This window comes from Massilia sp. UYP11 (assembly GCF_050434805.1).
Lineage (GTDB): Bacteria > Pseudomonadota > Gammaproteobacteria > Burkholderiales > Burkholderiaceae_D > Telluria.
The window spans coordinates 99,150-120,301 of record NZ_JBNDJE010000002.1; the positions used below are offsets into that span (position 1 = coordinate 99,150).

A 21,152-nucleotide genomic window follows, 5' to 3' on the forward strand; every position below is an offset into this window, starting at 1 on the left:
GTGACCGGTCGTTCGCGCCGGTCGCGACTAAACAGCGCCCGGTACGTGCCCGATTGCATCGCTTCGTGCTGTCCTTGCGTTACAATGTCCGCCAACTCGCGGCTACCATCACGGTCGCGCACGATCCACGAACGATGGCCGGTCGCCCTGGGTACGCCGTGCGGTAAGGCGCAACCCATGCGGCCGCTTGAAGCTGATGAAACCACTCTCGATCCTGGCGCTGGCCCTGGCTGGCATCCCGGGTGCGGCGCTCGCCGCTCCCGACCTTCCCCAAATCGGCGACGTCCACGCGCCGCTGATCGTCGCGAAGCCGGCGATTCCCGATGGCGGGTGGTTCACCTCCGCCGAGCTGGGCGCGATCACGACCTCGGGCAACACCAACGGCACGTCGGTGACGGGCAAGATCGATGCCCGCCACGAAACCTCGCGCTGGAGCCACGAATTCATCGCCAGCGGCTTCTTCAAGGAAGACGAGTACGAAGACGAGTTCGGCGAGCGCCAGAAAAGCCGCTCGGCCCAGCGCTGGGCCACCTCGGCCAAGGCTTCGCTCAAGCTGCTGGGCGACGGCCGCCGCGCCTTCGTGCTCGCTTCGCATACCGACGACAAGTTCGGCGCCTATTCGCGCTACTCGACGGTCGGCATCGGTTACGGCTCGCGCTGGTATACCGCGCCCGACAAGACGCTCGACGTCGAGATCGGTCCGGGCTATTCGGTCGGCGTGCGCGACAACGACGAAGAAGAAAAAGGCATGACGGTGCGTAGCGCCGCCCAGTTCCGCTGGCAGGTCAGCCCATCGGCCTTCTTCGCGCAGACCGTCAGCGTCGAGAAAGGCACCGGCAACACCCACTCGGTGGCCGAAACCTCGCTCAGCACCAAGATCAACGGCAGCATGCAGATGAAGGCCGGCTTCAGCGTGCGCAACGACAGCAACGTCCCGGACGACAAGAAGAACACCGATACCCAGACTTCGCTGACGATGGTCTACTCGTTCTGAGAGGCGTCGTACGCATCTGCTCTCGATCGGCGCCATTCAAGCTCCATGGCGGCGTCGTCGGCGCGCAGGAGCGTGAAGCCGAGTCCTTCGTACAGGCGGCGCGCGGCGACGTTCGCGCTGCGCACACGCAGCGCGATGCGCTCGTACTCATCCTGCAGCGCGTGCAGCAGGGATCTGGCGACACCCTTGCGCCGCGCGGCCAGCGCCACCGACAGGTCCACCACGCGCAGCGCGCCGCCCTCCCCGGCCAGCACGATGCGCGCGACCGGGCGCTCCCCATCGGTCACCAGCCACGTCTGGAGCGTGGCAAAGCGCCGCGCGTAACCGTCGGCCTGCATGGCGCGTTGATGGCGCGCGATGCCCTCGATGACGGCGCGCGGCACCGGCAGCGCCCCGAGGTCGGGACGGGAGTCGAGGTAGAGCGCGTCCAGGGAGGCCTCGTCGGCGCACGACGCAGATCGCGCTTCGAGGCTCCCGAACCTGCGTGCGCTCACCTGGCGTCGGACGGCACCAGGCTCTTGGCCAGCGCCAGGGCGACCAGGCTGACGAGCGCCGCGCCGCTCAGGTAGTAGCCGACGAATTCCAGCCCGTGATTCGTGGCCAGCCATAGCGCAATATACGGCGCCACCGAGGCGCCGAGGATGCCGGCGAAGTTGAAGGTGAGCGAGGCGCCGGTGTAGCGCACCTCGGCCGGGAACATCTCGGCCAGCAAGGTGCCGAGCGGGCCATAGGTGAAGCCCACCAGGCACATGCCGAGCACCATGAACAGGGTAACCGCGACCCAGCCGCCGGCGCCGAACAGCGGCCCGTACAGCAGTCCGAACACGGCGATCGCGGCGCTCACCAGCATCATGGCGCTGCGCCGCCCGCGGCTGTCGGCCAGGAGCGCCGACGGCGGAATCGTGAGCGCGAAAAACACGACCGCGAACAGCTGCAGCACCAGGAACTCCTGGCGCGTGTAGCCCAGCTGCGCCGTGCCCCAGGTCAGGGCGAACACCGTCATCAGGTAGAAGATGACGAAGGTCGACAGGGCGGTCAGCGTTCCGAGCACCAGCGCGCGGCGGTGGTCGCGCAGCACGGCCACCATCGGCACCTTGACCCGCGCCTTCTGGTCCAGCACCTTCTGGAAGTCGGGCGTCTCGGTGATTTTCAGGCGGATGTACAGGCCCACCGCCACCAGCAGGGCGCTGGCCAGGAAGGGAATCCGCCAGCCCCAGGCGAAGAAGGCTTCGTCGCTCATCAGCTCGCCCAGCAGCAGGAAGACGCCGCCGGACAGGAAGAAGCCGATCGGCGCGCCCAGTTGCGGGAACATGCCATACCAGGCGCGCTTGCCCGGCGGCGCATTCTCGGTGGCGAGCAGCACCGCCCCGCCCCACTCGCCGCCCAGTCCGAGCCCCTGGCCGAAGCGGCACAGCGCCAGCAGCAGCGGCGCCGCCACGCCGATCTGGGCGTAAGTGGGCAGCATGCCGATCAGGATGGTCGAGATGCCCATCGTGAGCAGGGCCGCGACCAGGGTCGCCTTGCGGCCGACGCGGTCGCCGAAGTGGCCGAACACGGCCGAGCCGACCGGGCGCGCGAAGAAGGCGATGGCGAACGTCGCCAGCGACTGCAGGGTCGCCGCGCCGGGGTCGGCGGCCGGGAAGAACAGGCGCGGAAACACCAGTACCGCGGCGGTGGCGTAGATGTAGAAATCGTAGAACTCGATCGTGGTGCCGATCAGGCTCGCAAACAGGACGGTGCGGGGCTTGTTGCCCGCGGCTTGGGTTGCCGCCTCGCTCATGCACCCGCCTGGGCCAGGGCCTGACGCACCGCGTCGGCGTCGACCGGACGCACCACGCGCGTCACCTCCTGGCCGTCCTTGAGCACCACGACCGTCGGCCACAGCTTGATGCGGAACGAGCGGCCCAGCGCCCGGCCGGGGCCGTCCTCGACCTTGACGTGCCGGGCGGTCGGATAGTCGCCCAGCGCCTGGTCGATCAGCGGCTCGGCGGCGCGGCAATAGCCGCACCAGTTGGCGCCGAAGTCGAGGGCGACCAGGCCCTGGCTGGCGTCGATGGCGCTGCGTTCGGGTTGGTTGGTAGCGTAGGGGACAGCCATGAAAACTCCTGATGTATTGCCATTCGAATACCGCAAGCGTACCTCAAAATGCGTTGCCTGGCATGGCGGCGCATTTGCCTGCCCGGATCTCGCCCCAGCGTGTGGCAGCTAACGGAAACTGCCCGACGAGACTGTCACGCTGTGACTCATCTTCTTCCACTCATCGTAAAACCGGGAGCGAATCATGTCGGATGACTTGAACAAGCGCGGCCAGCAGGACCGTTCGCGCATCAACATGCACGAAGAGCACGAAGTGCGTTACTGGACCGAGGCGCTGGGCGTGACCCGCGAGGAGCTGCAGCGCGCCGTCGACCAGGTTGGCGTGAGCGCCAGCGCGGTGCGCGAGCACCTCGGCCGCTGAAAGGCCACACAGTCGATCGCGCGGACCCGCCGCCGGCCGGTCCGCGCCCCGCTATTTTTCCCAGATATGGAGCACACGATGGATATTCCCAAGCAACAGCAACAACCGCCCGGCCGCGAAGCCGAATTGACCCCGCAAGCCGACCACGGCGAAACCAGCTACCGCGGCTCCGGCCGCCTGCAGGACAAGGCCACCGTGATCACCGGCGGGGACAGCGGCATCGGCCGCGCGGTCGCGCTGGCCTTCGCGCGCGAGGGCGCCGACGTGCTCATTTCCTACCTGAACGAGCACGACGACGCACGCGAGACCGCGCGCCTGGTCGAGGAAGCCGGCCGCCGCGCCATCCTGGTGCCGGGCGATATCGCCGAGCGCGCCCACTGCCGCGCCATCATCGACAAGGCGGTGGCCGAGTTCGGCCGCATCGACGTGCTGGTCAACAATGCCGCGTTCCAGATGTCGCACGACACGCTCGATGAGATCCCGGACGACGAGTGGGACTACACCTTCCAGGTGAACATCACCGCCATGTTCCACCTTTGCAAGGCGGCAGTGAAGCACATGGCGCCGGGCGCGTCGATCATCAACACCACCTCGATCAATTCGGACAATCCGAAGCCCACCCTGCTCGCCTATGCCGCCACCAAGGGCGCGATCGCCAATTTCAGCGCCGGCCTGGCCCAGCTGCTGGCCGAGAAAGGCATCCGCGTGAACTCGGTGGCGCCGGGCCCGATCTGGACGCCGCTGATCCCGTCGACCATGCCGCCCGAAGAAGTCGAGAACTTCGGCAGCCAGGTGCCGATGAAGCGCGCCGGCCAGCCGAAGGAAGTGGCGCCGGCGTTCGTGATGCTGGCATCAAACGAGGCGAGCTATATCTCGGGCGCGCGCATCGCGGTGACGGGCGGCACGCCGATCCTCTGAGCCAATCGCAAGGCCGGGCGGGACGCTTCAGCGGAACTTCATGATCGCCACGTGGCTCTGGTGAATGCTGCGCGTGAATTCGACGTCGCGCATGTCGAAGACTTCCCTCACCGCCTGCACCTCGCCCGGGAATTTCTGGTGCGTGAACTCGTCGAAGACGAGGACCGAGCGGCTCGTCAGGCGCGGCTTGATCTTCTCGAGCACCGCCTTGGTGGGCGCGTAGACGTCCATGTCGAAGATCGCGAGGGCGATCGTGGCGCCCGGATTGGCGTCGAGCCACGTATCGATGGTCTGCGTGGCGTCGCCCTTGATCAGCTCGAACTTGCGCTGGTGCTGGAAGGCCGAGATCGACTCGTGATAGCCCAGGATCTCGGCCAGCGTGGTCTCGTAACCGTCGACCGATGCATAGTCGCCGACCTTGGCCGCCGCGCCGTCCTTTTCGTGCACCGACGCGAAACCGGTGAAGGTGTCGAAGCCGTAGATGAAGCGTTCGACGTTATACGGCTCGTACATGTTGCGCAGGTTGAGCAGGACCGACAGGCTGGCGCCCCACTGGACGCCGAATTCGCAGATCACGCCCGGCACCGTGACGATGTCCCGGTACAGGTCGTTCAGGTACAGCACGCGCGCGAGCGCATTGCGCTTCATGACCGCCAGGCTGTGAATCGCCCAGTTCTCGCCGCTGTCGGCAATCTGCTTGAGCGCCGCCTCCTTGAAGCGGCGGTCATTCTCGAGCTGCTCCGGCGTCCTGCTGCCGACCAGTTCACCCTTGTGATTCTTGTCCATCGTGTGCTCCTTACTATCTGACCATTCAGATAGTTTACATACGGCAATACTTTCCGTCCATGGATGTTTACGCCGAATTGGGACATTTTTCATGTTCCACGCGAAGAAAGATTTTGAACATGGCTGTTTTGGCAATTTCCAGACGCATGAAGCCCGCCAGCGAAGGTCATCACCGGGGAAATAAGGCCTGGATTGGCGGTAAGCGAGCAGGTGCAGTCGGGCCGCGCCCGCATGAACGGCTGTCCCGGACATGCATGCTGTTCGCCCTTGCGGCGCCAGGAAGCGGCAACGTCGACGATGGAGCGCCGAGGCGCGTCTGGACGACTGGCTGCAATCTTCCGGTTTTCCCTGTGAAAGCGCGTGAGCGTCCCCAACTGGTTTGCATGACCACCGTCCAGCGGAGCCGCCATGACCGTTTTCCTGCGTAGCCTCTTCGTCGCCGCCATCCTCGTGCTGGGATACGGGCTGCTCGAACCCTACATCGAACGGGCCCTGTACACCATGCGCCTGGCGGCCATGCCCACGCCACTGGCGCTGCCGGTGCCGGTCGAGGGCGTGCAGCGGCGCGCCCTGCGCGACACCTGGCATGGCGCGCGCAGCGAAGGCCGCAAGCACGAGGGCATCGACATCTTCGCCAGGCGCGGCACCCCGGTCGTGTCCAGCACCGAAGGCATCGTCACGCGCGTGGGCACCAATCGCCTCGGCGGCCTGGTGGTATGGGTGCTCGGTCCCGGCGGCCAGCGCCATTATTATGCTCACCTGGACGGCTACTCGGACGTCCAGCCCGGCATGCGCATCGAGGCCGGCCGGGTGCTGGGCTATGTCGGCAACACCGGCAACGCCAAGGGCACGCCGCCGCATCTGCACTATGGCGTGTACGACACCGGCGGCGCGATCAATCCCTATCCGCTGCTCAAGGCAGATCCGGCGCTGGCGCAGGAAGCGGATCGCCCGACGGGGCCGGGAACCCGGACGGCAGCGCGCTAGGCTGCAGCGGCGGTTCGGCCGGCTCGAGCGGCTCGGGCGGCTCTACCGGCACGATCTGCTCGGGCAGCGGCGCGACCTCCATCGGTTCCGGGCCTTCTTCCGGCACCACTTCGTACGCTTCGTCGGTGAAGAATTCTTCCGGCTCTTCTTCCTCCACGTAGCGGCGCGGCGCGGGCGCGCGCCAGCCGGGCAGCGTCGCCTTGTCGTCCAGGCTGCCGGCGTCGAATGCGCCGCGGAAGAAGTCGCCCACCACCAGCGCCGCATTATGGCCGCCCTGCCCCCAGTAGCTGCTGCGGATGGTGACCCGGTTGTCGTTGAAACCGACCCAGGACCCGGCCACCAGGTGCGGATGCATCATGATGAACCAGCCGTCCTGGTTGTTCTGGCTGGTGCCGGTCTTGGCCGCCAGGTCGCCGCGGATGCCGAAGCGGTTGCGCACCCCGTTGCCGGTGCCGCGGGTGACGACGCCGCGCAGCATGTCGATCAGCGCTTCGGCCGACTCGCGCGACATCGCGCGCTCGGGCTGGCCGGCGCCGAAATCGGCGATTACATTCCCCTCGCGGTCCTCGATGGTGCGGACAAAGATCGGTTTGCGGTATTCGCCCAGGGCCGCGATGGTGGCGTAGCTGCTCACCATCTCGAGCAGGGTGACCGGGCTGGTGCCCAGGGCCAGCGAGGGCACCTCCTCCAGCCGGCTCTGGCGCACGCCCAGGCCCTGGGCCAGGCGCACGATGGGCCCGATGCCGACTTCCTGGCTCACCTGGGCGGTGATCGTGTTCTTCGAGAACACCAGGCCGTCGCGCATCGGCATCGAGCGGCCGCTGTTGCCGTCCATGTCGGTCGGGCGCCAGGTGCTGCCGTCGTCGCCCTTGAATTCCCGCACCACGTCGCGGTAAGCCTGGTCGGGCGGGATGCCGCGCTCGAGCGCGGCGCCATAGACGAAAGGCTTGAAGGTCGACCCCGGCTGGCGTGCGGCCTGGGCCACGTGGTCGTACTGGTCGCGCTCGAAGTCACGGCTGCCGACCCAGGCCTTGACCTCGCCGCTGGCCGGGTCGAGCGCGACGAAGCCGGCCTCGAGGCGCGACTTGGCGCTCTTGAGTTCATTCATGAAGCCGCGATCGGCTTTCAGGCGCTTGAGGGCGGCCGCCGGCGCTTCGCCCTCCTCGACCGCGCTGCGGTAGGCGCCGCTCTCGCGCACGAAGGCGTCCAGCACGCGCGCATTGCTGATCCAGTAGTACGAGAACGGGTCGATGTTCGGGCGGATCGCCGTATAGGTGGCGGTGGCGGTCGAACGCGGCAGGTTGGGGTTGGCCCACTCGACGTCGGCGATCGCCTGCAGGATGTCGGCCTGGCGCCGCACCGCGCGCTCGGCCGCCGCCTGCAGTTCCGGGTCGAGCGTGGTGCGCACCACCAGGCCGTCGAGCTGCAGGTTGTAGTCGTTCTCGTCGGCCCAGTCGAGCAGCCACTTGCGCACGTGGTGGGTGAAATGGTCGTCCTTGCCGCTGCGGTCGGGCAGGCGCGCGAAGCGCAGGCGCAGCGGACGCTTGACCAGTTGCGCGTAACGCTTGTCGTCGAAGGCGCCGTGCTTGCGCATCTGGCCCAGCACCACGTTGCGGCGCGCCAGCGAGCGCTTGGAATTGGCGACTGGATTGTAGTAATGGGTGCCCTTGAGCATGCCGACCAGGGTCGCCGACTCCAGCACGTCGAGCCGGGCCGCCGGCTTGCCGAAGTAGGTCCGCGCCGCCATCTCGATGCCGTAGGCGTTGTACAGGAAAGGCACCGTGTTCAGGTAGGCTTCCAGGATCTGCGTCTTGCTGTAGGTGTTCTCGATCTTGATCGCGGTGATCAGTTCCTTCATCTTGCGGCTCACGCTGCGGGCGCGGCCGATCTCTTGCGGGAACATATTGCGCGCCAGTTGCTGCGTGATGGTCGAGCCGCCCTGCGGGTCGCCCTTGAGGCTGGCCCAGAGCGCGCCGGCCACGCGCTTGAAGTCGACGCCGTGGTGCTGGTAGAAGCGGTGGTCCTCGGTCGAGATCAGCGCCTCGACCACGTGCGGCGACACCTGCGACAGCCGAACGCGTTCCTGGAGCCCTTTTTCGAACGTGCCGAGCGGGCGGCCGCCGGCGTCCAGGATCACGGTCGGGCGCGAGCGGCTGACCTGCTCGAGGTCGTCGATGCCCGGGGTGAACGGGATCAGGATCAGGAGCCAGGCCAGGATCGCCATCAGGCCGGCGGCCAGGCTCCAGAGCGACACCAGGGCCAGCTTGACCGGCAGCGGCCGGCCGTGCAGGCGCGCGCGGGCGCCGGTCTTGAGGGCGCCGGCCCGGGTCGAGGCGCCGGCCAGCAGGCGCCGGGCCAGGCGCCGGGAAACCAGCTTGAGGCGTTGCTGCACGGTGGGCGCGGCGTCCGCGTTTGCCGTGTTCTCGTCGTTCTGTTTCTGGTCCACTCGCTGTTCCTGCCCTGATCGAAGTCACAATGTGGGGCAAGTATAGCTGACCGCGTGCGCCGCCACGGGACGGGACGCGACCCGCATGGCCTCGCGCGGGCTCAGGCGGTGCTGGCGACCGGCTCCACCCGGCCGGCGCGCAGCAGCGCCTCGACCTGCGCGGCCGGCTGCGGACGGCTGTAGACATAGCCCTGCACCTCGTCGCAGCCGCAGCCGCGCAGGTAGTCGAGCTGCTCGATCGTCTCCACCCCTTCGGCGATCACCCCCATGCGCAGGCTGTGGGCCAGCGAGATGATGGCGTCGACCATGGCCGCGCCGTCCGGGTTGCCCACGATGTCTTGCACGAACGTGCGGTCGATCTTGAGCACGTCGACCGGCAGGCGCTTGAGGTATTGCAGGCTCGAATAGCCGGTGCCGAAGTCGTCGATGGACAGCTTGACGCCCATGCGCTTGAGACATTGCATGGTGTGGATGGCGGCATCGGCGTCGGCCACCATCATGCTTTCGGTGAGCTCGATCTCGAGCGAGGCCGGCGGCAGGCCGGTCTCGGCCAGCACCTGGGCCACGGTATCGACCAGGTCCGGCTCGGCGAACTGGCGCGCCGACAGGTTGACCGCGATGCGCAGCGGTCCCAGCCCGGCGCGCTGCCAGCGCCGGTTCTGGCGACAGGCCGTGCGCAGCACCCAGGCGCCGATCGGCACGATCAGGCCGGTTTCTTCGGCCAGGGCGATGAAGCGGTCCGGCCGGACCGTGCCCAGCAGCGGATGGCGCCAGCGGATCAGCGCCTCGTTGCCGACCACGCTGCCGCTGGCCAGGTCGACCTGCGGCTGGAAATGCAGCTCGAACTGGTCGTCCTGCAGCGCATGGCGCAGCGCGCTCTCCAGGGCCAGGCGGTCGAAGGCCTCGGCATTCATGTGCGGGGCATAGAACTGTACGCCGTTGCGGCCGATGGCCTTGGCGCGGTACATCGCGATCTCGGCGTGCTTGACCAGGGTGTCGGCGTCCAGCCCGTCGGCCGGGAACGCGGCCACGCCGGCGCTGCAGCTGAGCACCAGGCGCTGGCCGGCCAGGTGGATCGGTTCGCTCACCGCCTCGCGCACCTGCTGGATGCGGGCCGCGGCCTGGCGTTCGTCGGCCACGCCGACCAGCACCAGCACGAAGTCGTCGCCGCCGACCCGGGCCGCGGTGTCGGCCGGGCGCAGCGCGCCCTTGATGCGCGTGGCGAGCATGCGCAGCGCCTCGTCGCCGGCGCGCCGGCCGAGGGTGTCGTTGATCAGCTTGAAGTGGTCGAAGTCGAGCAGCACGGTCCATACCGGCGCGCCGCCGGCATTCGCGGTGGCGCGCTCGATGCGGTCGGACAGCAGGGCCCGGTTGGCCAGCCCGGTCAGCGTGTCGTAGTGGGCATGGCGTTCGAGCTCGGCCTCGTAGCGCTTGGCGGTGGTGACGTCGTAGACGGTGACCACGAAATGCCCGGCCCGGCCGTCGGCGCGGCGCACCGGCGCCACGTAGACGTCGCCGATCAGCTCCACCCCGTCGCGGGTATGGACCGTCACCAGGGCGTGCTCCTCGCGCTGCTGGTGCAGGGCGCGGCGCAGCTCCTGCAGCGCCGGCTGGTCGGCGTCCGGGCCGGCGAGCAGCTTGAGCGGCTGGCCGGCCAGCTCGTGCAACGCATAGCCGAAGGTGCGCTCGCAGGCCGGGTTGGCGTATTCGATCGGGTAGCCCGGCTGCTCGGCGTCGACCAGCAGGATCGGATTGGCGCTGGCCTCCATCGCGCGTTCGTACAGCCGCAGCGAGCCGGTGGCGCGCTCGAGCGCCGCGGTGCGCTCCTCGACCAGGGCCTCGATGCGGCGCGTGCGCGCCACCCGCTGCTGCACCAGAGCGGCGGCGGCGAAACTCAGGATCAGGCCCAGCGCCATGGCCACCAGCTCGGCCATGTGGCTGCCCAGCGCCGCCGGCCGCTCCTCGACCACCACCTGCCAGGCACTGCCGGCGATCTCGAACGCTTCGGCGTGGCGCAGGCCCAGGCCGTGCAGCAGGCGCTCCCGCCAGTCCTCGGGCGTGGCGAGCCTGCCGTGCTGATAGGCGGTGACCAGGTTGCCGAGGGCGTCCGGGCCGCGCAGCGACAGCGCGAAGTCGTCGTCGAGCAGGCGCACCGATTCGAGGGTGCCGCCAACCAGCAGGGCGACGTCGATCACCACCCCGGTGGCGCCCACCACGGCCGCGCGCCGCGCCGGCGTGTCCAGCGGCCGGGCGCCGCTGCGGTAGACCGGCAAGGCGATCAGCACCCCCTGGCGCGCCCCGCCGCCCTGCAGCAGGTCGATGATGGGGCTGGCGGCCGGCTCGCCGGTGTCGATCGCACGCTGGGTCGGGACCCGCTGCGGCGCGTTGGACCAGGCATCGTAGCCGAAGGTGGGCTCATTGCCGACGATCGGCGCCACGTAGTCGTCGACCAGGTAGCGCCAGCGCACGCCGGCCCGGACCAGGGCGGGCGCCCCGGTCCTGACGCGTTCGCGGATCTCGAAGCCGGGCCAGAACGCGCGCCGCTCGGCCTCGAAGGCGGCCCGCTCGCCCTGGCTGACGAAGCGCTGCCACACCAGCGCCTGCAGGTAGCCGTGGCGCGCCACCAGCGGCTGGGCGAAGGCGTCGAACTCTGCGCGCGTGACGTTGCTCGAAGCGCGGAAGAACAGGTTGACGGCGCGCGCGGCGTCGGTGGCCTCGGCGAAGGCGCGGGTCACGGCCGCGACCCGCACCACGGCGCGCTGGTGGAATTCGGCCTGGGCGCGGTCGACCTCCACCTTGCGCACCACGCCGCACAGCAGCGAGGTAAGCACCAGACCGAGCAGGCAGGTGCCCATCGCGGCCAGGGACAGGCCGCGCCGCGGGACACCAGGGCTGGCGGATGCGCTTCGCATGAATCGATGCTAGCGCAGAACGGGGCGTTCGGGGGAACCCGGGCGCCAAGAAAAAGCGAACGGCCCGGCCCCGCTTCGCCGGCTGTTGCATTATCATCTCGCCCATGCCGTCCGAACCCAATCGAGAATCCATGCCCGCTTCCACCGACGCGCCGCCCCAGCGCGTGCTGCGCCAGTTCCGTATCGTCTTCAATGCCGTCAAGACGCACTTTCGCCAGCTCGAGCGTGACGCCGGCCTGGGCGGGGCCCAGGTCTGGGCGCTGTCGGTGATCGAGAGCCAGCCGGGCATCGGCGCCACCAGCCTGGGGCGCGCCATGGACATCCACCAGTCGACCGCCAGCAACCTGGCGCGCGGCCTGGTCGAGCGCGGCTACGTGGCGGCGGCGCGCGAAGGCGCGGACCGGCGCAACGTCGCGCTGCGCATCTTGCCGGCAGGCCAGGAAGTGCTGCGCCGGGTCCCCGGCCCGGCGGCCGGCGTGCTGCCGAGCGCGCTGGCCACGCTGGACGAAGCCACCCTGCTGCGCCTGGAGCAGGACCTGGCGACGCTCATCGCCCGCCTCGACGCGGATGAGGCGGCGGGCAAGATCCCGCTGGGCCAAGCCTAGCGCTTATACCTCGCTGCGGAATTTCCCCAACGCCAGATTGACCATCGCCTCCACGCTGCCCTCGTGCTCGTGCACGATGCGCAGCTGTGCGGCGTCGCCGACCGCCTTCGCCATCCCCGACAGGTGGGCCAGCGCGGCGCTCGATCCGAGTCGCTCGGCGTGCGGCGCGATGCGCGCCAGGGTGGCCAGGATATCGTCGCGCAGGCTGACCTGCTGGTGTGCCTGGGGCAGCACGATATTGCCGTCCAGGCCGAAGCGGCAGGCCTGGAAGCGGTTGTAGTTGTAGACCAGGTAGTCGTCCTCGCGCGGCGGCGCTTCGTTACCCTCCAGCAGGTAGCTGCACAGCGCTTGCAGGTAGGCCGCCAGCGCCGCCGCGTGCTCGACCGTGAGCGGGGTGTCGCACACGCGCAGCTCGATGGTGCCGTATTCGGGTTTCGGCCTCAGGTCCCAATAGAAGTCCTTCATGCTGCGCACGATGCCGGTGTCTTCCATGCGCCTGAAGTAACCGCGCTCGAAGTCGGCCCATGTCAGCAGGAATGGCGCCCGGCCCGACAGCGGAAAGGCGAACACCGAGTTCAGGCGCGAGGAATGGAACTGGGTGTCGCTGCCCTGCAGGAAGGGCGACGAAGCCGACAGCGCGATGAAGTGCGGGATGTAGCGGTTCAGCGCATGCAGCAGGAACAGGGCGTTGTCGCCGCTGCCGCAGCCGATGTGCACGTGCTGGCCGAACACGGTGAACTGCTTGGCCAGGTAGCCGTACAGCGCCGAGACTTCGCGAAAACGCGGCTTTTCGTAGATGCGGCGTTCGGTCCACTGCTGGAACGGATGGGTGCCGCCGCCGCACACGCCCACGTTCAGGCGGTCGCCCGCGCGCAGCAGCGTGTCGCGGATCAGGCGCAGCTCGTCCACCAGCGGCGCGTAGCCGGTATGGATGCTGCTGTTTATCTCGATCATGCTCTCGGTGATCTCGGGCGTGACGGCGCCGGGGAACGGCGCGCGCGCCAGCAGGTCGAGCATGTCCGGCGAGGCCGGGGCCAGGTCGAAATCCGACAGGCCGACGAGCTGCAGCTCCAGCTCGACCCCCATGGTCAGCGGTTCCGAGCGCGAAAATTCAGGCAGCGGCATCCTTGTCCTCCTTCACGACGTTCTTGTATCTGGTAAAACCCGACTCGCGCGCGCCGGTCAGCGCGATCTGGGTCAGGATCGGCGCCAGCACCTCCAGGATCATGGCCATCGCCGCCAGCGGGGCCAGCGGCGCGAGGGTGTCGAACAGGTCGACGCCCGAGCGCCGGGTCTGCTCGATCAGGATGATGGCGAACACGGTCAGCGGCATGATCGCCACCCCGGTCAGGGCGCCCTTGCGCGCCGGGATGCCCGACACCCGCGCGGTGGCGGTGCAGACCCCGACCTTGACCAGGGCGCGCACCAGCAGCAGCAACAGGCCCAGCATCAGGCCCTCGGCGGTCGGCTGCCAGGCGATGGTGGTGGCCACGAAAAAGAACAGCAGCACGGTCAGGAGGTCGCCCAGGGCGCCGAAGTTGCGCTGCGCCGGACTCAGGGTGACGCGGCGGTGGCGCGCCACCAGGCCGAAAGTCAGCGCCGCCAGCACCGGCGACAGTTTCAGCACATGGGTGATCGCCACCAGCAGGAAGACGAATACCGCGAACGTGAGCGTGGAGTTGGAGCGCACATGGCTGGCCACGCGCTGCCACAGCGGCAGCAGCCAGCCCAGCGCCGCGCCCAGGCCGCTCGACGCGGCCAGCACCACCAGGCCGGTCCAGCTGGCGTGGACCACGTCGCCCGAGGTCTGGAACACGCCGAAGCCCACCGTCACGTTGAACACGAACACGGCCAGCACGCAGTTCAGCGCCGTCAGGTGCATGGCGCGCTCGGTCACCTGGCCGCCGCCGCCCTGCTCGTTGACGATGCGCAGCAGGCCGGCCGGCGAGCTGGCCATGGCCAGGGCCGCCAGCAGGCAGGCCGGGAGCACGGCCAGGCCGCAGATGCGCGAGACGTAGTACACGGCGGCCCAGGTCAGGCCGGCTTCCAGCACCGAAGTGAGCAGCAGCCAGGGATTGGTGCGCAGCCAGCGCAGGTTGATGCGGTAGCCGAGCTCGAACAGCATCAGGCCGAAACCGAGGTTGGCCAGCATCATGAAGTTGTCGGCCTGCGCCGGCGGCAGGTAGCCGCTCGACAGGTTGCCGAACACGAAACCGCACAAGCCATAGATGGAGATGCGCGGCACGTTGGCCCAGCGGTACAGCAGTTCGCCAGCCATCCAGGCCAGCGTCAGCGCCAGCGGCCAGGCCAGCGCATGCGTGAGTGAAAGCAGCTCGCTCATCCAATCCTCCGGTAGGACGCGCCAACCGGCGGCAGGGAGCCGCGCAGGCACGATGGTCCGATTCGGCGCGGGGGAGCGCCAGACGCGGCAGATGGGGAAACGCTGCGCCGCGTGTCGAAAAATGCCCCCCGGCGAACGCGGGGGGCAAAAAGAAACGGGTTGAGCCGCCTCATCGCTGATCGGGCTCCCGGACGCTACCGGTTGCCACCCAGCTATACTGCACGAAAAATATAATCGTGGCAACCCTATTTGTGCGAATGTACAGACAGGCGATATGGCGCCCTACCCGCACATTGTCGTAGGAATCCGATCGTCAGCGCATCTTGCGCGCCTTGTGCGCGCGAAAATATTGACATGGATGAAACAGATGGGGCGTATTAGAAGAAACGTTACCGGGATGGCTGCCGAGCGGATGCCGGGATTGCTGGCGGGCGCCGCGCTGCTGCCGGGCGCCTACGTCGGGTTGCGTTCCACGCTGCCGCAACGGCTAGCGATCGCCCTGCGTGGCCAGGTAGGCGACGATGTCCCCGGCCTGCTGTTCGCTCATGAAATTCATGAAGCGCATGCTGTTGCCGGGTATGACCGCGTCGGAGTCGCGGATGAAGGCGGCCAGGTTCCGTTCGTCCCATACCAGCCTGGACGCTTTCATCGCCGGCGAATAGGCGTAGCCGGCCACGCCGCCCGCCTGGCGGCCGAGCACGCCGTTGAGCTGCGGCCCGAAGATATTGCCCGCATTCGGCCCCACCTGGTGGCAACCGGCGCAGCGCGCGAACAGCTTGCGCCCGGCCTCGATCCGGGCCGCCGACGGCGCGCCGGCGGCGCCGGCCACGCCTGCCGCGGGCGCGGCAGCGTCGCGCCCGCAGCCACCCAGGGCCAGGACCAGAATCAGGACCAGGCCCGGCGCCACGCCCGGCCAGACTCGCGGCGCGCGCATCTACTTGACCCGCTGTTTTTCGAGCTTGCGCGCCAGGGTGCGCCGGTGCATGCCCAGCCGTCGCGCGGCCTCCGAGATATTGAAGTCGGTCTCGGCCAGCACGGCGTGAATGCGCTCCCATTCCAGCGTCTTGATCGAGGTCGATCGATTCGTGACCTCGACGTCGGCGCTGCCGGCCACGTGGCCGAAGGCGGCCTCGATGTCGTCGGCGTCCGACGGCTTGGCCAGGTATTGCACGGCGCCCAGCTTGATCGCCTCGACCGCGGTGGCGATGCTGGCAAAGCCCGTCAGCACCACGATCAGCATGTCCGGGTCGTGCTCGTGCAGCAGCTGCACGCAGGCCAGGCCCGAGGTATTGCCCTTGAGTTTCAGGTCGACCACGGCGTAGCCGGGGTTGTGCTGGGCCAGCAGGGCCTGGGCCTCGTCGTGGCCGGTCGCGCCCAGCACCCGGTAGCCGCGCCGCTCGAAGGAGCGGGTCAGGGTGCGGGCGAAGGCGTCGTCGTCTTCGATGATGAGCAGCAGCGGCTCAGGATTCTGCATCGTCTGTTTCCTCCAGTTCGATCGCGGCCAGGGGCAGGCGCACGGACACTTCGGCGCCGCCGCCCTCCTCCAGGCGCCGGTTGCGCGCGGTGACGGTGCCGCCGAGCTTGCGCACGACGTTCACCGCCAGGAACAGCCCGAGTCCGCCGCCGGGCTTGCCCTTGGTCGAATGATAGGGCTTGCCGAAATGGGCCAGCATGCTCGGCGCAAAGCCGGGACCGCGGTCGAATACGGTCAGCACCAGGGTGCGCTCGTCGATGTGGGCGTCCATGTAGACCCAGTCGGGCGACGCTTCGAGCGCGTTGTCGAGCAGGTTGTCGACCGTCTGGCGCAGCGCCGAGTCGCTCGCCACCGGCAGGTCGTCGGCGATCCGGTTATTGTAGATGAAGGTGCGCACCGGACGGCTGGCCTCCCAGCCTTCGGCGAGCTCGTCGAGGAACCGGCGGATGGTGGTGCGCTCGGCCGACTCGCCGCGCGCCTCGCCGGCCGACAGCAGGATGCCGCTGACGATCGCCTTGCAGCGCTTGAGCTGGGTCTGCATCTCGGTCAGCTCGCCCAGCAGCTCGGGGTCGTCGCGCAAGGCCGGCATGCGCTTCCAGTCGCCCAGGATCACCGAGACCGTCGACAGCGGCGTGCCCAGCTCGTGGGCGGCGCCGCTGGCGAGCAGGCCCATGCGCACGATGTGCTCTTCCTCGGCCGCACGCTGGCGCAGCGCGGCCAGCTGGGTCGCCTTGTCGCGCACGTTCTCAGAAATGCGCGAGATGAACATCACCAGCAGGGCGGCGTTGAGCGCGAAGCAGACCAGCAGGCCTTGCACGTACAGGCTGCCGATGCCGCGCGCATGGTCGAACGGCAGCGCGAGCGGCTGGGCGTAGACGGCGAGACCGGCCATGCAGGCGATCGTGATCAGCACGATGCTCCAGGTCCACAGCACGTCGAGCAGCACGGCCGAGACGATCACCTGCAGCAGATAGAGAAAGGCGAACGGATTGGTGGTGCCGCCCGACAGGTACAGCAGCACGGTGAGGCTGGAGACGTCGACCAGGATCGCCAGGAACATCTCGCCGTTCGACACCGGCCGCCGTTCGTGCCAGCGCAGGTGGCTGGCGACGTTGAAGGCGATCAGGCAGGCCAGCACCTGCAGCATGTGCACCAGCGGCAGCTCGATCCCGAAGATCAGGATGGCCGAGGCGATGGTGGTGATCTGGCCGATGACGGCGATCCAGCGCAGCTCGATCAGCTGCAGCATGTTCTTGTGGCCGGCCGCGAACTCCACGTTGGCGGCGGCGGCGGACGGCGAGGAGCGCGCCGCCCTGGCAAAAAAATCCAGCGGAGATTGCATCGGAATCCGTTATGTCTGTCCTGCGGCCCGCGCGCGCGGCGCGGCAGGCGTCTTAATCGTCGGCGTCGCCGCCCCGTCCGGCCCTGGCTTCGTAGCGCACGACCCACCACGCGGCGGCGGCCACCATGAGGGCCAGAGCATACCAAGTGAGCGCGTAGACGAGGTGATTATTCGGGAAAGCGATGACGGTCAGGCCGCCCACGGCGGTTTCCGGCGCGGCGGCAGGGTCCTGGCCCTTGCCGGCGTCGACGAAGAACGGCGCGACCCTGGCGAGGTCGAAGCCGCGCGCGGCGGCGATGGCGCCGACTTCGCGCGCGTACCAGCGGTTGTTGACGGGATCGTTATCGCGCAGGAAGCCGCTCTTGGGCTCGGCGATGCGCAGCAGGCCATGGAAGTCGACGCGTTCGCCGGTGGCGGCGGCGCAGGGATCGGCGCCGGCGCGACGGCCAGGATAACGGGTCGCGATGTCGCCGCTCGAGGCAATGAAGCCGCGGTTGACGAGGATGATGTGGCCGTCGTCGAGGCACAGCGGCGTGAGCAGCCAGAAACCGGCGCCGAGGTCGGACAGCGCCTGCACCGGTGTGGTCAATTCGTAGAGATAGCGGCCCGACAGGCGCACGCGCCGGTATTCGTCGGACTCTCTTGAGACTTGCGCCCATTGCGCCGCCGCGGGCGGCGCAACGGGTTGCGCATGAACGCGTGCGTCGACGCGTTCGATCAGGTCCAGTTTCCATTGCAGGCGAAACACCTGCCAGGTCCCCAGACCGGCAAACAGCACGAACAGCAGCAGGGCCGCCACCGCCAGCGCGCGCCGCACGAAGGCGGAGCGCGGAGGATGCGCCGGCGCCGCCGGCTGTTCGTGCACTACCGACATCAGGTCATGTCGTGGGTGCTGTTCGGACCCATGCCAGGCATCATATTGGTGTTCATATGATGCATGACCCAGATCGAACCGGCCAGCACGATGACCAGGATCACGACGGTCAGGATCAACGCCATCATGTTCCAGCCGCCTTCGGCCTTCGAGTTCAAGTGCAGGAAATAAACCATCTGCACGATCAGCTGCACGCCGGCGAACGCGAGGATGATCCACTTGGTCGTTTCCGGCGCCAGCACGTTGCCCATCACCAGCCAGAACGGGATGATCGTCAGGATCGCCGACAGCGCGAAGCCGATCATGTAGTCCTTGGCGCTGTAGTGCGTCACGTGGACGTCATGGCCATGATGGCCGTGGTCGTGGTGGTCGCTCATGGCAGGACTCCCATCAGGTAGACAAAGGTGAAGACGAAGATCCAGATCAGGTCCAGGAAGTGCCAGAACAGCGACAGGCACGACAGGCGACGGAAGTTTTCCGGGGTCAGGCCGTGTTTACCCAGCTGGAAGTACAGGGTCACCAGCCAGATGATGCCGAAGGTCACGTGCAGGCCGTGGGTGCCGACCAGCGCGAAGAACGCGGTCAGGAAGCCCGAACGCTGGGGACCGGCGCCCATGTGGATCAGGTGCTGGAACTCATAGATTTCCACGCACAGGAAGGCCAGGCCCAGGATGCCGGTCACGGCCAGCCACATGCGGGCCTTGGACAGGTTCTTCGCCTGCGCGGCGATCATGGCGAAGCCGAAGGTCAGCGACGACACCAGCAGGAACGCGGTGTTGAGCGCGATCAGCGGCAGCTCGAACAGCTCGGCGCCGGTCGGACCGCCGGCATACGAGCGGCCCTGCACCGCATAGGTCGCAAACAGGGACGCGAAGATGAGGCAGTCGCTCATCAGGTAGAGCCAGAAGCCCAGCAGCGTGCCCTGCTCCGGGTGGTGTTCGCGGGCGATGTAGCGCCCGCTCACGTCATCGGCGACGCTGCCGCCGGTTACAGATGCTTTAAGTTCAGACATGGCTTTCCATCATACGGGTACGCTCTGCTTCGGTACGGGCCACTTCTTCGGCCGGAATGTAGTAGTCGCGCTTGTAGTTGAAGGTATGGATGATGATCGCGGCCATCATGGCGACGAACGAAACCACGGTCAGCGCCCACATATGCCAGATGATGCCGAAGCCCACCACGCACGAAATCGCGGAGATGATGATGCCGGCGCCGGTGTTCTTCGGCATGTGGATCGCCACGAAGTCCTTCAGCGGACGACGGTAGCCGTTCTTCTTCATGTCGGCGAAGGTGTCGTTGTCGAACACCACCGGGGTGAACGCGAAGTTGTAGTCCGGCGGCGGCGACGAGGTCGCCCATTCCAGCGTACGGCCTTCCCATGGATCGCCGGTGAAGTCGCGCAGGCGAGCGGTGTTACGGTCACGGAAGCTGACATAGAACTGCATCAGCAGCGCGGCGATACCGCCGGCGATCATCAGGGTGCCCACGAACGAAATCTGGAACAGCCACTGGACCGAAGGATCGTCGAAATGGCTGACGCGACGGGTGTAGCCCATGAAGCCCAGGATGTACGGCGGGGTGAACGCGACCCAGAAGCCGATCGACCACAGCCAGAACGAGACCAGGCCCCAGAAACGGTCCAGCTTGTAACCGAAGGCTTTCGGGAACCAGTAGTTGATGCCGGCGAAGATACCGAACACGACGCCGCCGATGATCACGTTGTGGAAGTGGGCGATCAGGAACAGCGAGTTGTGCAGCACGAAGTCGGCCGCTGGAATGGCCAGCATGACGCCGGTCATGCCGCCGATCACGAAGGTCAGCATGAACGAGATCGTCCACAGCATCGGCAGTTCGAAGCGGATACGGCCGCGGTACATGGTGAACAGCCAGTTGAAGATCTTGGCGCCGGTCGGGATCGAGATGATCATCGTCGTGATGCCGAAGAACGCGTTGACGCTGGCGCCCGAGCCCATGGTGAAGAAGTGGTGCAGCCAGACCAGGTAGGACAGGACCATGATGACGCAGGTCGCGTACACCATCGAGGTGTAGCCGAACAGGCGCTTGCCGCAGAAAGTCGAGACGACTTCGGAGAAGATGCCGAACGCCGGCAGGATCAGGATGTACACCTCGGGGTGGCCCCAGATCCAGATCAGGTTCACGTACATCATCGGGTTGCCGCCACGGTCGCTCGTGAAGAACGCGGTGTCGAGCAGGCGGTCCATGCCCAGCATGGCCAGCACGGCGGTCAGGATCGGGAAGGTGACCACGATCAGGATGTTGGTGCACAGCGAGGTCCAGACGAAGACAGGCATCTTCATCAGGTCCATGCCCGGCGCGCGCATCTTGATGATGGTGACGATCAGGTTGACGCCCGAGAGGGTCGTGCCCACGCCCGCGATCTGCAGCGCCCAGATGTAGTAATCGACGCCGACGCCCGGACTTGCCAGGATGCCCGACAGCGGCGGGTACGCCAGCCAGCCGGTACGCGCGAATTCACCGACGAACAGCGACGCCATGATCAGCACGGCGCCCATGGTGGTCATCCAGAACGAGAAGTTGTTCAGGAACGGGAAGGCCACGTCGCGCGCGCCGATCTGCAGCGGCACCACATAGTTCATCAGCCCCGTCACGAACGGCATCGCCACGAAGAAGATCATGATCACGCCGTGGGCGGTGAAGATCTGGTCGTAGTGGTGCGGCGGCAGGAAGCCGGCGTTGTCGCCGAAGGCGATCGCCTGCTGGGCGCGCATCATCAGTGCGTCGGCAAAGCCGCGCAGCAGCATGATCAGGCCCAGGATCATGTACATGATCCCGATTTTCTTGTGGTCGATACTGGTGATCCAGTCTTTCCACAAGGTGCCCCACAGGCGGAAGTACGACAGGATGGCCACGAGGGCCAGGCCGCCGACGATCACGCCTGCGAAGGTAGCGAGCAGAATCGGCTCATGGAGCGGGATCGCGTCCCAGCCCAGCCGACCGAAGATGAACTTCGTCAAGTCGAATGATTCTTGCATG

21 protein-coding genes are annotated in these 21,152 nt (G+C 67.6%); 5 read left to right on the forward strand and 16 right to left on the reverse strand.

Annotated features, from left to right (window positions below; translation table 11 throughout):
* Positions 1–196: 196 nt before the first annotated feature.
* Entirely contained in the window at positions 197–994 is a 798-nt protein-coding gene (locus ABIB38_RS03955; protein ID WP_429201929.1) for a DUF481 domain-containing protein, read from the forward strand.
* Here the strand turns inward: ABIB38_RS03955 and ABIB38_RS03960 are convergent.
* Genes ABIB38_RS03960 through ABIB38_RS03970 form a run of 3 tightly spaced genes read right to left on the reverse strand, consistent with a single transcriptional unit; the run spans position 982 to position 3,091 of the window.
* On the reverse strand, positions 982–1,488 hold the full coding sequence (locus ABIB38_RS03960; RefSeq protein ID WP_429201931.1) for a GNAT family N-acetyltransferase: 507 nt from the start codon (positions 1,486–1,488) through the stop codon (positions 982–984). The two genes, ABIB38_RS03955 and ABIB38_RS03960, sit on opposite strands and share 13 nt — an antisense overlap.
* Positions 1,485–2,774, reverse strand: coding sequence for an MFS transporter (locus tag ABIB38_RS03965; RefSeq protein WP_429201933.1), 1,290 nt, complete (start codon positions 2,772–2,774; stop codon positions 1,485–1,487). Before ABIB38_RS03965 ends, ABIB38_RS03960 begins: the two co-directional genes overlap by 4 nt.
* The gene (locus ABIB38_RS03970) at positions 2,771–3,091 is read right to left on the reverse strand and encodes a thioredoxin family protein (RefSeq protein ID WP_429201935.1); all 321 of its coding nucleotides are present in this window, start codon (positions 3,089–3,091) and stop codon (positions 2,771–2,773) included. The genes ABIB38_RS03965 and ABIB38_RS03970 overlap by 4 nt, the downstream gene beginning before the upstream one ends.
* A 184-nt stretch (positions 3,092–3,275) precedes the next feature.
* Here ABIB38_RS03970 and ABIB38_RS03975 point away from each other — a divergent pair, with 184 nt between their 5' ends.
* Positions 3,276–3,452: a DUF3606 domain-containing protein gene (locus ABIB38_RS03975; protein ID WP_071362741.1), complete on the forward strand. Its 177-nt coding sequence runs from the start codon at positions 3,276–3,278 to the stop codon at positions 3,450–3,452.
* A gap of 78 nt (positions 3,453–3,530) precedes the next feature.
* The gene (locus tag ABIB38_RS03980; RefSeq protein WP_429201937.1) at positions 3,531–4,370 is read left to right on the forward strand and encodes a glucose 1-dehydrogenase; all 840 of its coding nucleotides are present in this window, start codon (positions 3,531–3,533) and stop codon (positions 4,368–4,370) included.
* A 27-nt stretch (positions 4,371–4,397) separates the two neighbouring features.
* Here the strand turns inward: ABIB38_RS03980 and ABIB38_RS03985 are convergent, their stop codons facing one another.
* A complete protein-coding gene (locus ABIB38_RS03985; RefSeq protein ID WP_429201939.1) occupies positions 4,398–5,156 on the reverse strand; it encodes a class I SAM-dependent methyltransferase in 759 nt (252 codons plus the stop codon).
* Between the two features lie 89 nt (positions 5,157–5,245).
* Positions 5,246–5,566, reverse strand: coding sequence for a hypothetical protein (locus ABIB38_RS03990; RefSeq protein ID WP_429201941.1), 321 nt, complete (start codon positions 5,564–5,566; stop codon positions 5,246–5,248).
* On the opposite strand from ABIB38_RS03990, the gene ABIB38_RS03995 reads away from it, so the two are divergent.
* Positions 5,565–6,143: a M23 family metallopeptidase gene (locus tag ABIB38_RS03995; RefSeq protein WP_429201943.1), complete on the forward strand. Its 579-nt coding sequence runs from the start codon at positions 5,565–5,567 to the stop codon at positions 6,141–6,143. The two genes, ABIB38_RS03990 and ABIB38_RS03995, sit on opposite strands and share 2 nt — an antisense overlap.
* On the opposite strand, the gene ABIB38_RS04000 is transcribed toward ABIB38_RS03995, so the two are convergent.
* A complete protein-coding gene (locus ABIB38_RS04000) occupies positions 6,070–8,589 on the reverse strand; it encodes a penicillin-binding protein 1A (RefSeq protein WP_429201945.1) in 2,520 nt (839 codons plus the stop codon). The two genes, ABIB38_RS03995 and ABIB38_RS04000, sit on opposite strands and share 74 nt — an antisense overlap.
* 101 nt (positions 8,590–8,690) lie before the next feature.
* Complete coding sequence (locus ABIB38_RS04005; protein WP_429201947.1) at positions 8,691–11,501, reverse strand: bifunctional diguanylate cyclase/phosphodiesterase; 2,811 nt, start codon at positions 11,499–11,501, stop codon at positions 8,691–8,693.
* A gap of 131 nt (positions 11,502–11,632) precedes the next feature.
* Here ABIB38_RS04005 and ABIB38_RS04010 point away from each other — a divergent pair, with 131 nt between their 5' ends.
* Entirely contained in the window at positions 11,633–12,106 is a 474-nt protein-coding gene (locus ABIB38_RS04010) for a MarR family winged helix-turn-helix transcriptional regulator (RefSeq protein WP_429201949.1), read from the forward strand.
* Positions 12,107–12,109: 3 nt separating this feature from the next.
* Here ABIB38_RS04010 and ABIB38_RS04015 read toward each other — a convergent pair whose 3' ends face one another.
* The 9 genes from ABIB38_RS04015 to cyoB all read right to left on the reverse strand — a co-directional run bounded on the left by ABIB38_RS04015 (position 12,110) and on the right by cyoB (position 21,151).
* A complete protein-coding gene (locus tag ABIB38_RS04015) occupies positions 12,110–13,231 on the reverse strand; it encodes a YbdK family carboxylate-amine ligase (RefSeq protein WP_429201951.1) in 1,122 nt (373 codons plus the stop codon).
* On the reverse strand, positions 13,218–14,447 hold the full coding sequence (locus tag ABIB38_RS04020; RefSeq protein WP_429201953.1) for a cation:proton antiporter: 1,230 nt from the start codon (positions 14,445–14,447) through the stop codon (positions 13,218–13,220). The genes ABIB38_RS04015 and ABIB38_RS04020 overlap by 14 nt, the downstream gene beginning before the upstream one ends.
* A 487-nt stretch (positions 14,448–14,934) precedes the next feature.
* On the reverse strand, positions 14,935–15,381 hold the full coding sequence (locus ABIB38_RS04025; RefSeq protein WP_429201954.1) for a c-type cytochrome: 447 nt from the start codon (positions 15,379–15,381) through the stop codon (positions 14,935–14,937).
* Positions 15,382–15,921: a response regulator transcription factor gene (locus ABIB38_RS04030; RefSeq protein WP_429201956.1), complete on the reverse strand. Its 540-nt coding sequence runs from the start codon at positions 15,919–15,921 to the stop codon at positions 15,382–15,384.
* Positions 15,908–17,263, reverse strand: coding sequence for an ATP-binding protein (locus ABIB38_RS04035; RefSeq protein WP_429201958.1), 1,356 nt, complete (start codon positions 17,261–17,263; stop codon positions 15,908–15,910). The genes ABIB38_RS04030 and ABIB38_RS04035 overlap by 14 nt, the downstream gene beginning before the upstream one ends.
* A gap of 52 nt (positions 17,264–17,315) precedes the next feature.
* A complete protein-coding gene (locus ABIB38_RS04040; protein WP_429201959.1) occupies positions 17,316–18,137 on the reverse strand; it encodes an SURF1 family protein in 822 nt (273 codons plus the stop codon).
* The gene (gene cyoD / locus ABIB38_RS04045; protein ID WP_429201960.1) at positions 18,137–18,514 is read right to left on the reverse strand and encodes a cytochrome o ubiquinol oxidase subunit IV; all 378 of its coding nucleotides are present in this window, start codon (positions 18,512–18,514) and stop codon (positions 18,137–18,139) included. Before cyoD ends, ABIB38_RS04040 begins: the two co-directional genes overlap by 1 nt.
* Positions 18,511–19,149: a cytochrome o ubiquinol oxidase subunit III gene (gene cyoC, locus ABIB38_RS04050; RefSeq protein ID WP_429201962.1), complete on the reverse strand. Its 639-nt coding sequence runs from the start codon at positions 19,147–19,149 to the stop codon at positions 18,511–18,513. Before cyoC ends, cyoD begins: the two co-directional genes overlap by 4 nt.
* Positions 19,142–21,151 (reverse strand): cytochrome o ubiquinol oxidase subunit I, encoded by a 2,010-nt coding sequence (gene cyoB, locus ABIB38_RS04055; protein WP_429201964.1) that lies wholly within the window; start codon positions 21,149–21,151, stop codon positions 19,142–19,144. Before cyoB ends, cyoC begins: the two co-directional genes overlap by 8 nt.
* Position 21,152: the final 1 nt, after the last annotated feature.

What these genes read in the sequence shown, in the direction of transcription:
- ABIB38_RS03955 (WP_429201929.1), top strand. Translation starts at nt 197, where the DNA reads ATGAAACCACTCTCGATCCTGGCGCTGGCCCTGGCTGGCATCCCGGGT.
- ABIB38_RS03965 (WP_429201933.1), bottom strand. Translation starts at nt 2,774, where the DNA reads ATGAGCGAGGCGGCAACCCAAGCCGCGGGCAACAAGCCCCGCACCGTC.
- cyoB (WP_429201964.1), bottom strand. Translation starts at nt 21,151, where the DNA reads ATGCAAGAATCATTCGACTTGACGAAGTTCATCTTCGGTCGGCTGGGC.
- ABIB38_RS04025 (WP_429201954.1), bottom strand. Translation starts at nt 15,381, where the DNA reads ATGCGCGCGCCGCGAGTCTGGCCGGGCGTGGCGCCGGGCCTGGTCCTG.
- ABIB38_RS04020 (WP_429201953.1), bottom strand. Translation starts at nt 14,447, where the DNA reads ATGAGCGAGCTGCTTTCACTCACGCATGCGCTGGCCTGGCCGCTGGCG.
- ABIB38_RS04030 (WP_429201956.1), bottom strand. Translation starts at nt 15,921, where the DNA reads ATGCAGAATCCTGAGCCGCTGCTGCTCATCATCGAAGACGACGACGCC.
- cyoC (WP_429201962.1), bottom strand. Translation starts at nt 19,149, where the DNA reads ATGTCTGAACTTAAAGCATCTGTAACCGGCGGCAGCGTCGCCGATGAC.
- ABIB38_RS03985 (WP_429201939.1), bottom strand. Translation starts at nt 5,156, where the DNA reads ATGGACAAGAATCACAAGGGTGAACTGGTCGGCAGCAGGACGCCGGAG.
- ABIB38_RS03995 (WP_429201943.1), top strand. Translation starts at nt 5,565, where the DNA reads ATGACCGTTTTCCTGCGTAGCCTCTTCGTCGCCGCCATCCTCGTGCTG.
- ABIB38_RS04040 (WP_429201959.1), bottom strand. Translation starts at nt 18,137, where the DNA reads ATGTCGGTAGTGCACGAACAGCCGGCGGCGCCGGCGCATCCTCCGCGC.
- ABIB38_RS03980 (WP_429201937.1), top strand. Translation starts at nt 3,531, where the DNA reads ATGGATATTCCCAAGCAACAGCAACAACCGCCCGGCCGCGAAGCCGAA.
- ABIB38_RS04005 (WP_429201947.1), bottom strand. Translation starts at nt 11,501, where the DNA reads ATGCGAAGCGCATCCGCCAGCCCTGGTGTCCCGCGGCGCGGCCTGTCC.
- ABIB38_RS04010 (WP_429201949.1), top strand. Translation starts at nt 11,633, where the DNA reads ATGCCCGCTTCCACCGACGCGCCGCCCCAGCGCGTGCTGCGCCAGTTC.
- cyoD (WP_429201960.1), bottom strand. Translation starts at nt 18,514, where the DNA reads ATGAGCGACCACCACGACCACGGCCATCATGGCCATGACGTCCACGTG.
- ABIB38_RS04015 (WP_429201951.1), bottom strand. Translation starts at nt 13,231, where the DNA reads ATGCCGCTGCCTGAATTTTCGCGCTCGGAACCGCTGACCATGGGGGTC.
- ABIB38_RS03990 (WP_429201941.1), bottom strand. Translation starts at nt 5,566, where the DNA reads ATGGCGGCTCCGCTGGACGGTGGTCATGCAAACCAGTTGGGGACGCTC.
- ABIB38_RS04035 (WP_429201958.1), bottom strand. Translation starts at nt 17,263, where the DNA reads ATGCAATCTCCGCTGGATTTTTTTGCCAGGGCGGCGCGCTCCTCGCCG.
- ABIB38_RS03970 (WP_429201935.1), bottom strand. Translation starts at nt 3,091, where the DNA reads ATGGCTGTCCCCTACGCTACCAACCAACCCGAACGCAGCGCCATCGAC.
- ABIB38_RS03975 (WP_071362741.1), top strand. Translation starts at nt 3,276, where the DNA reads ATGTCGGATGACTTGAACAAGCGCGGCCAGCAGGACCGTTCGCGCATC.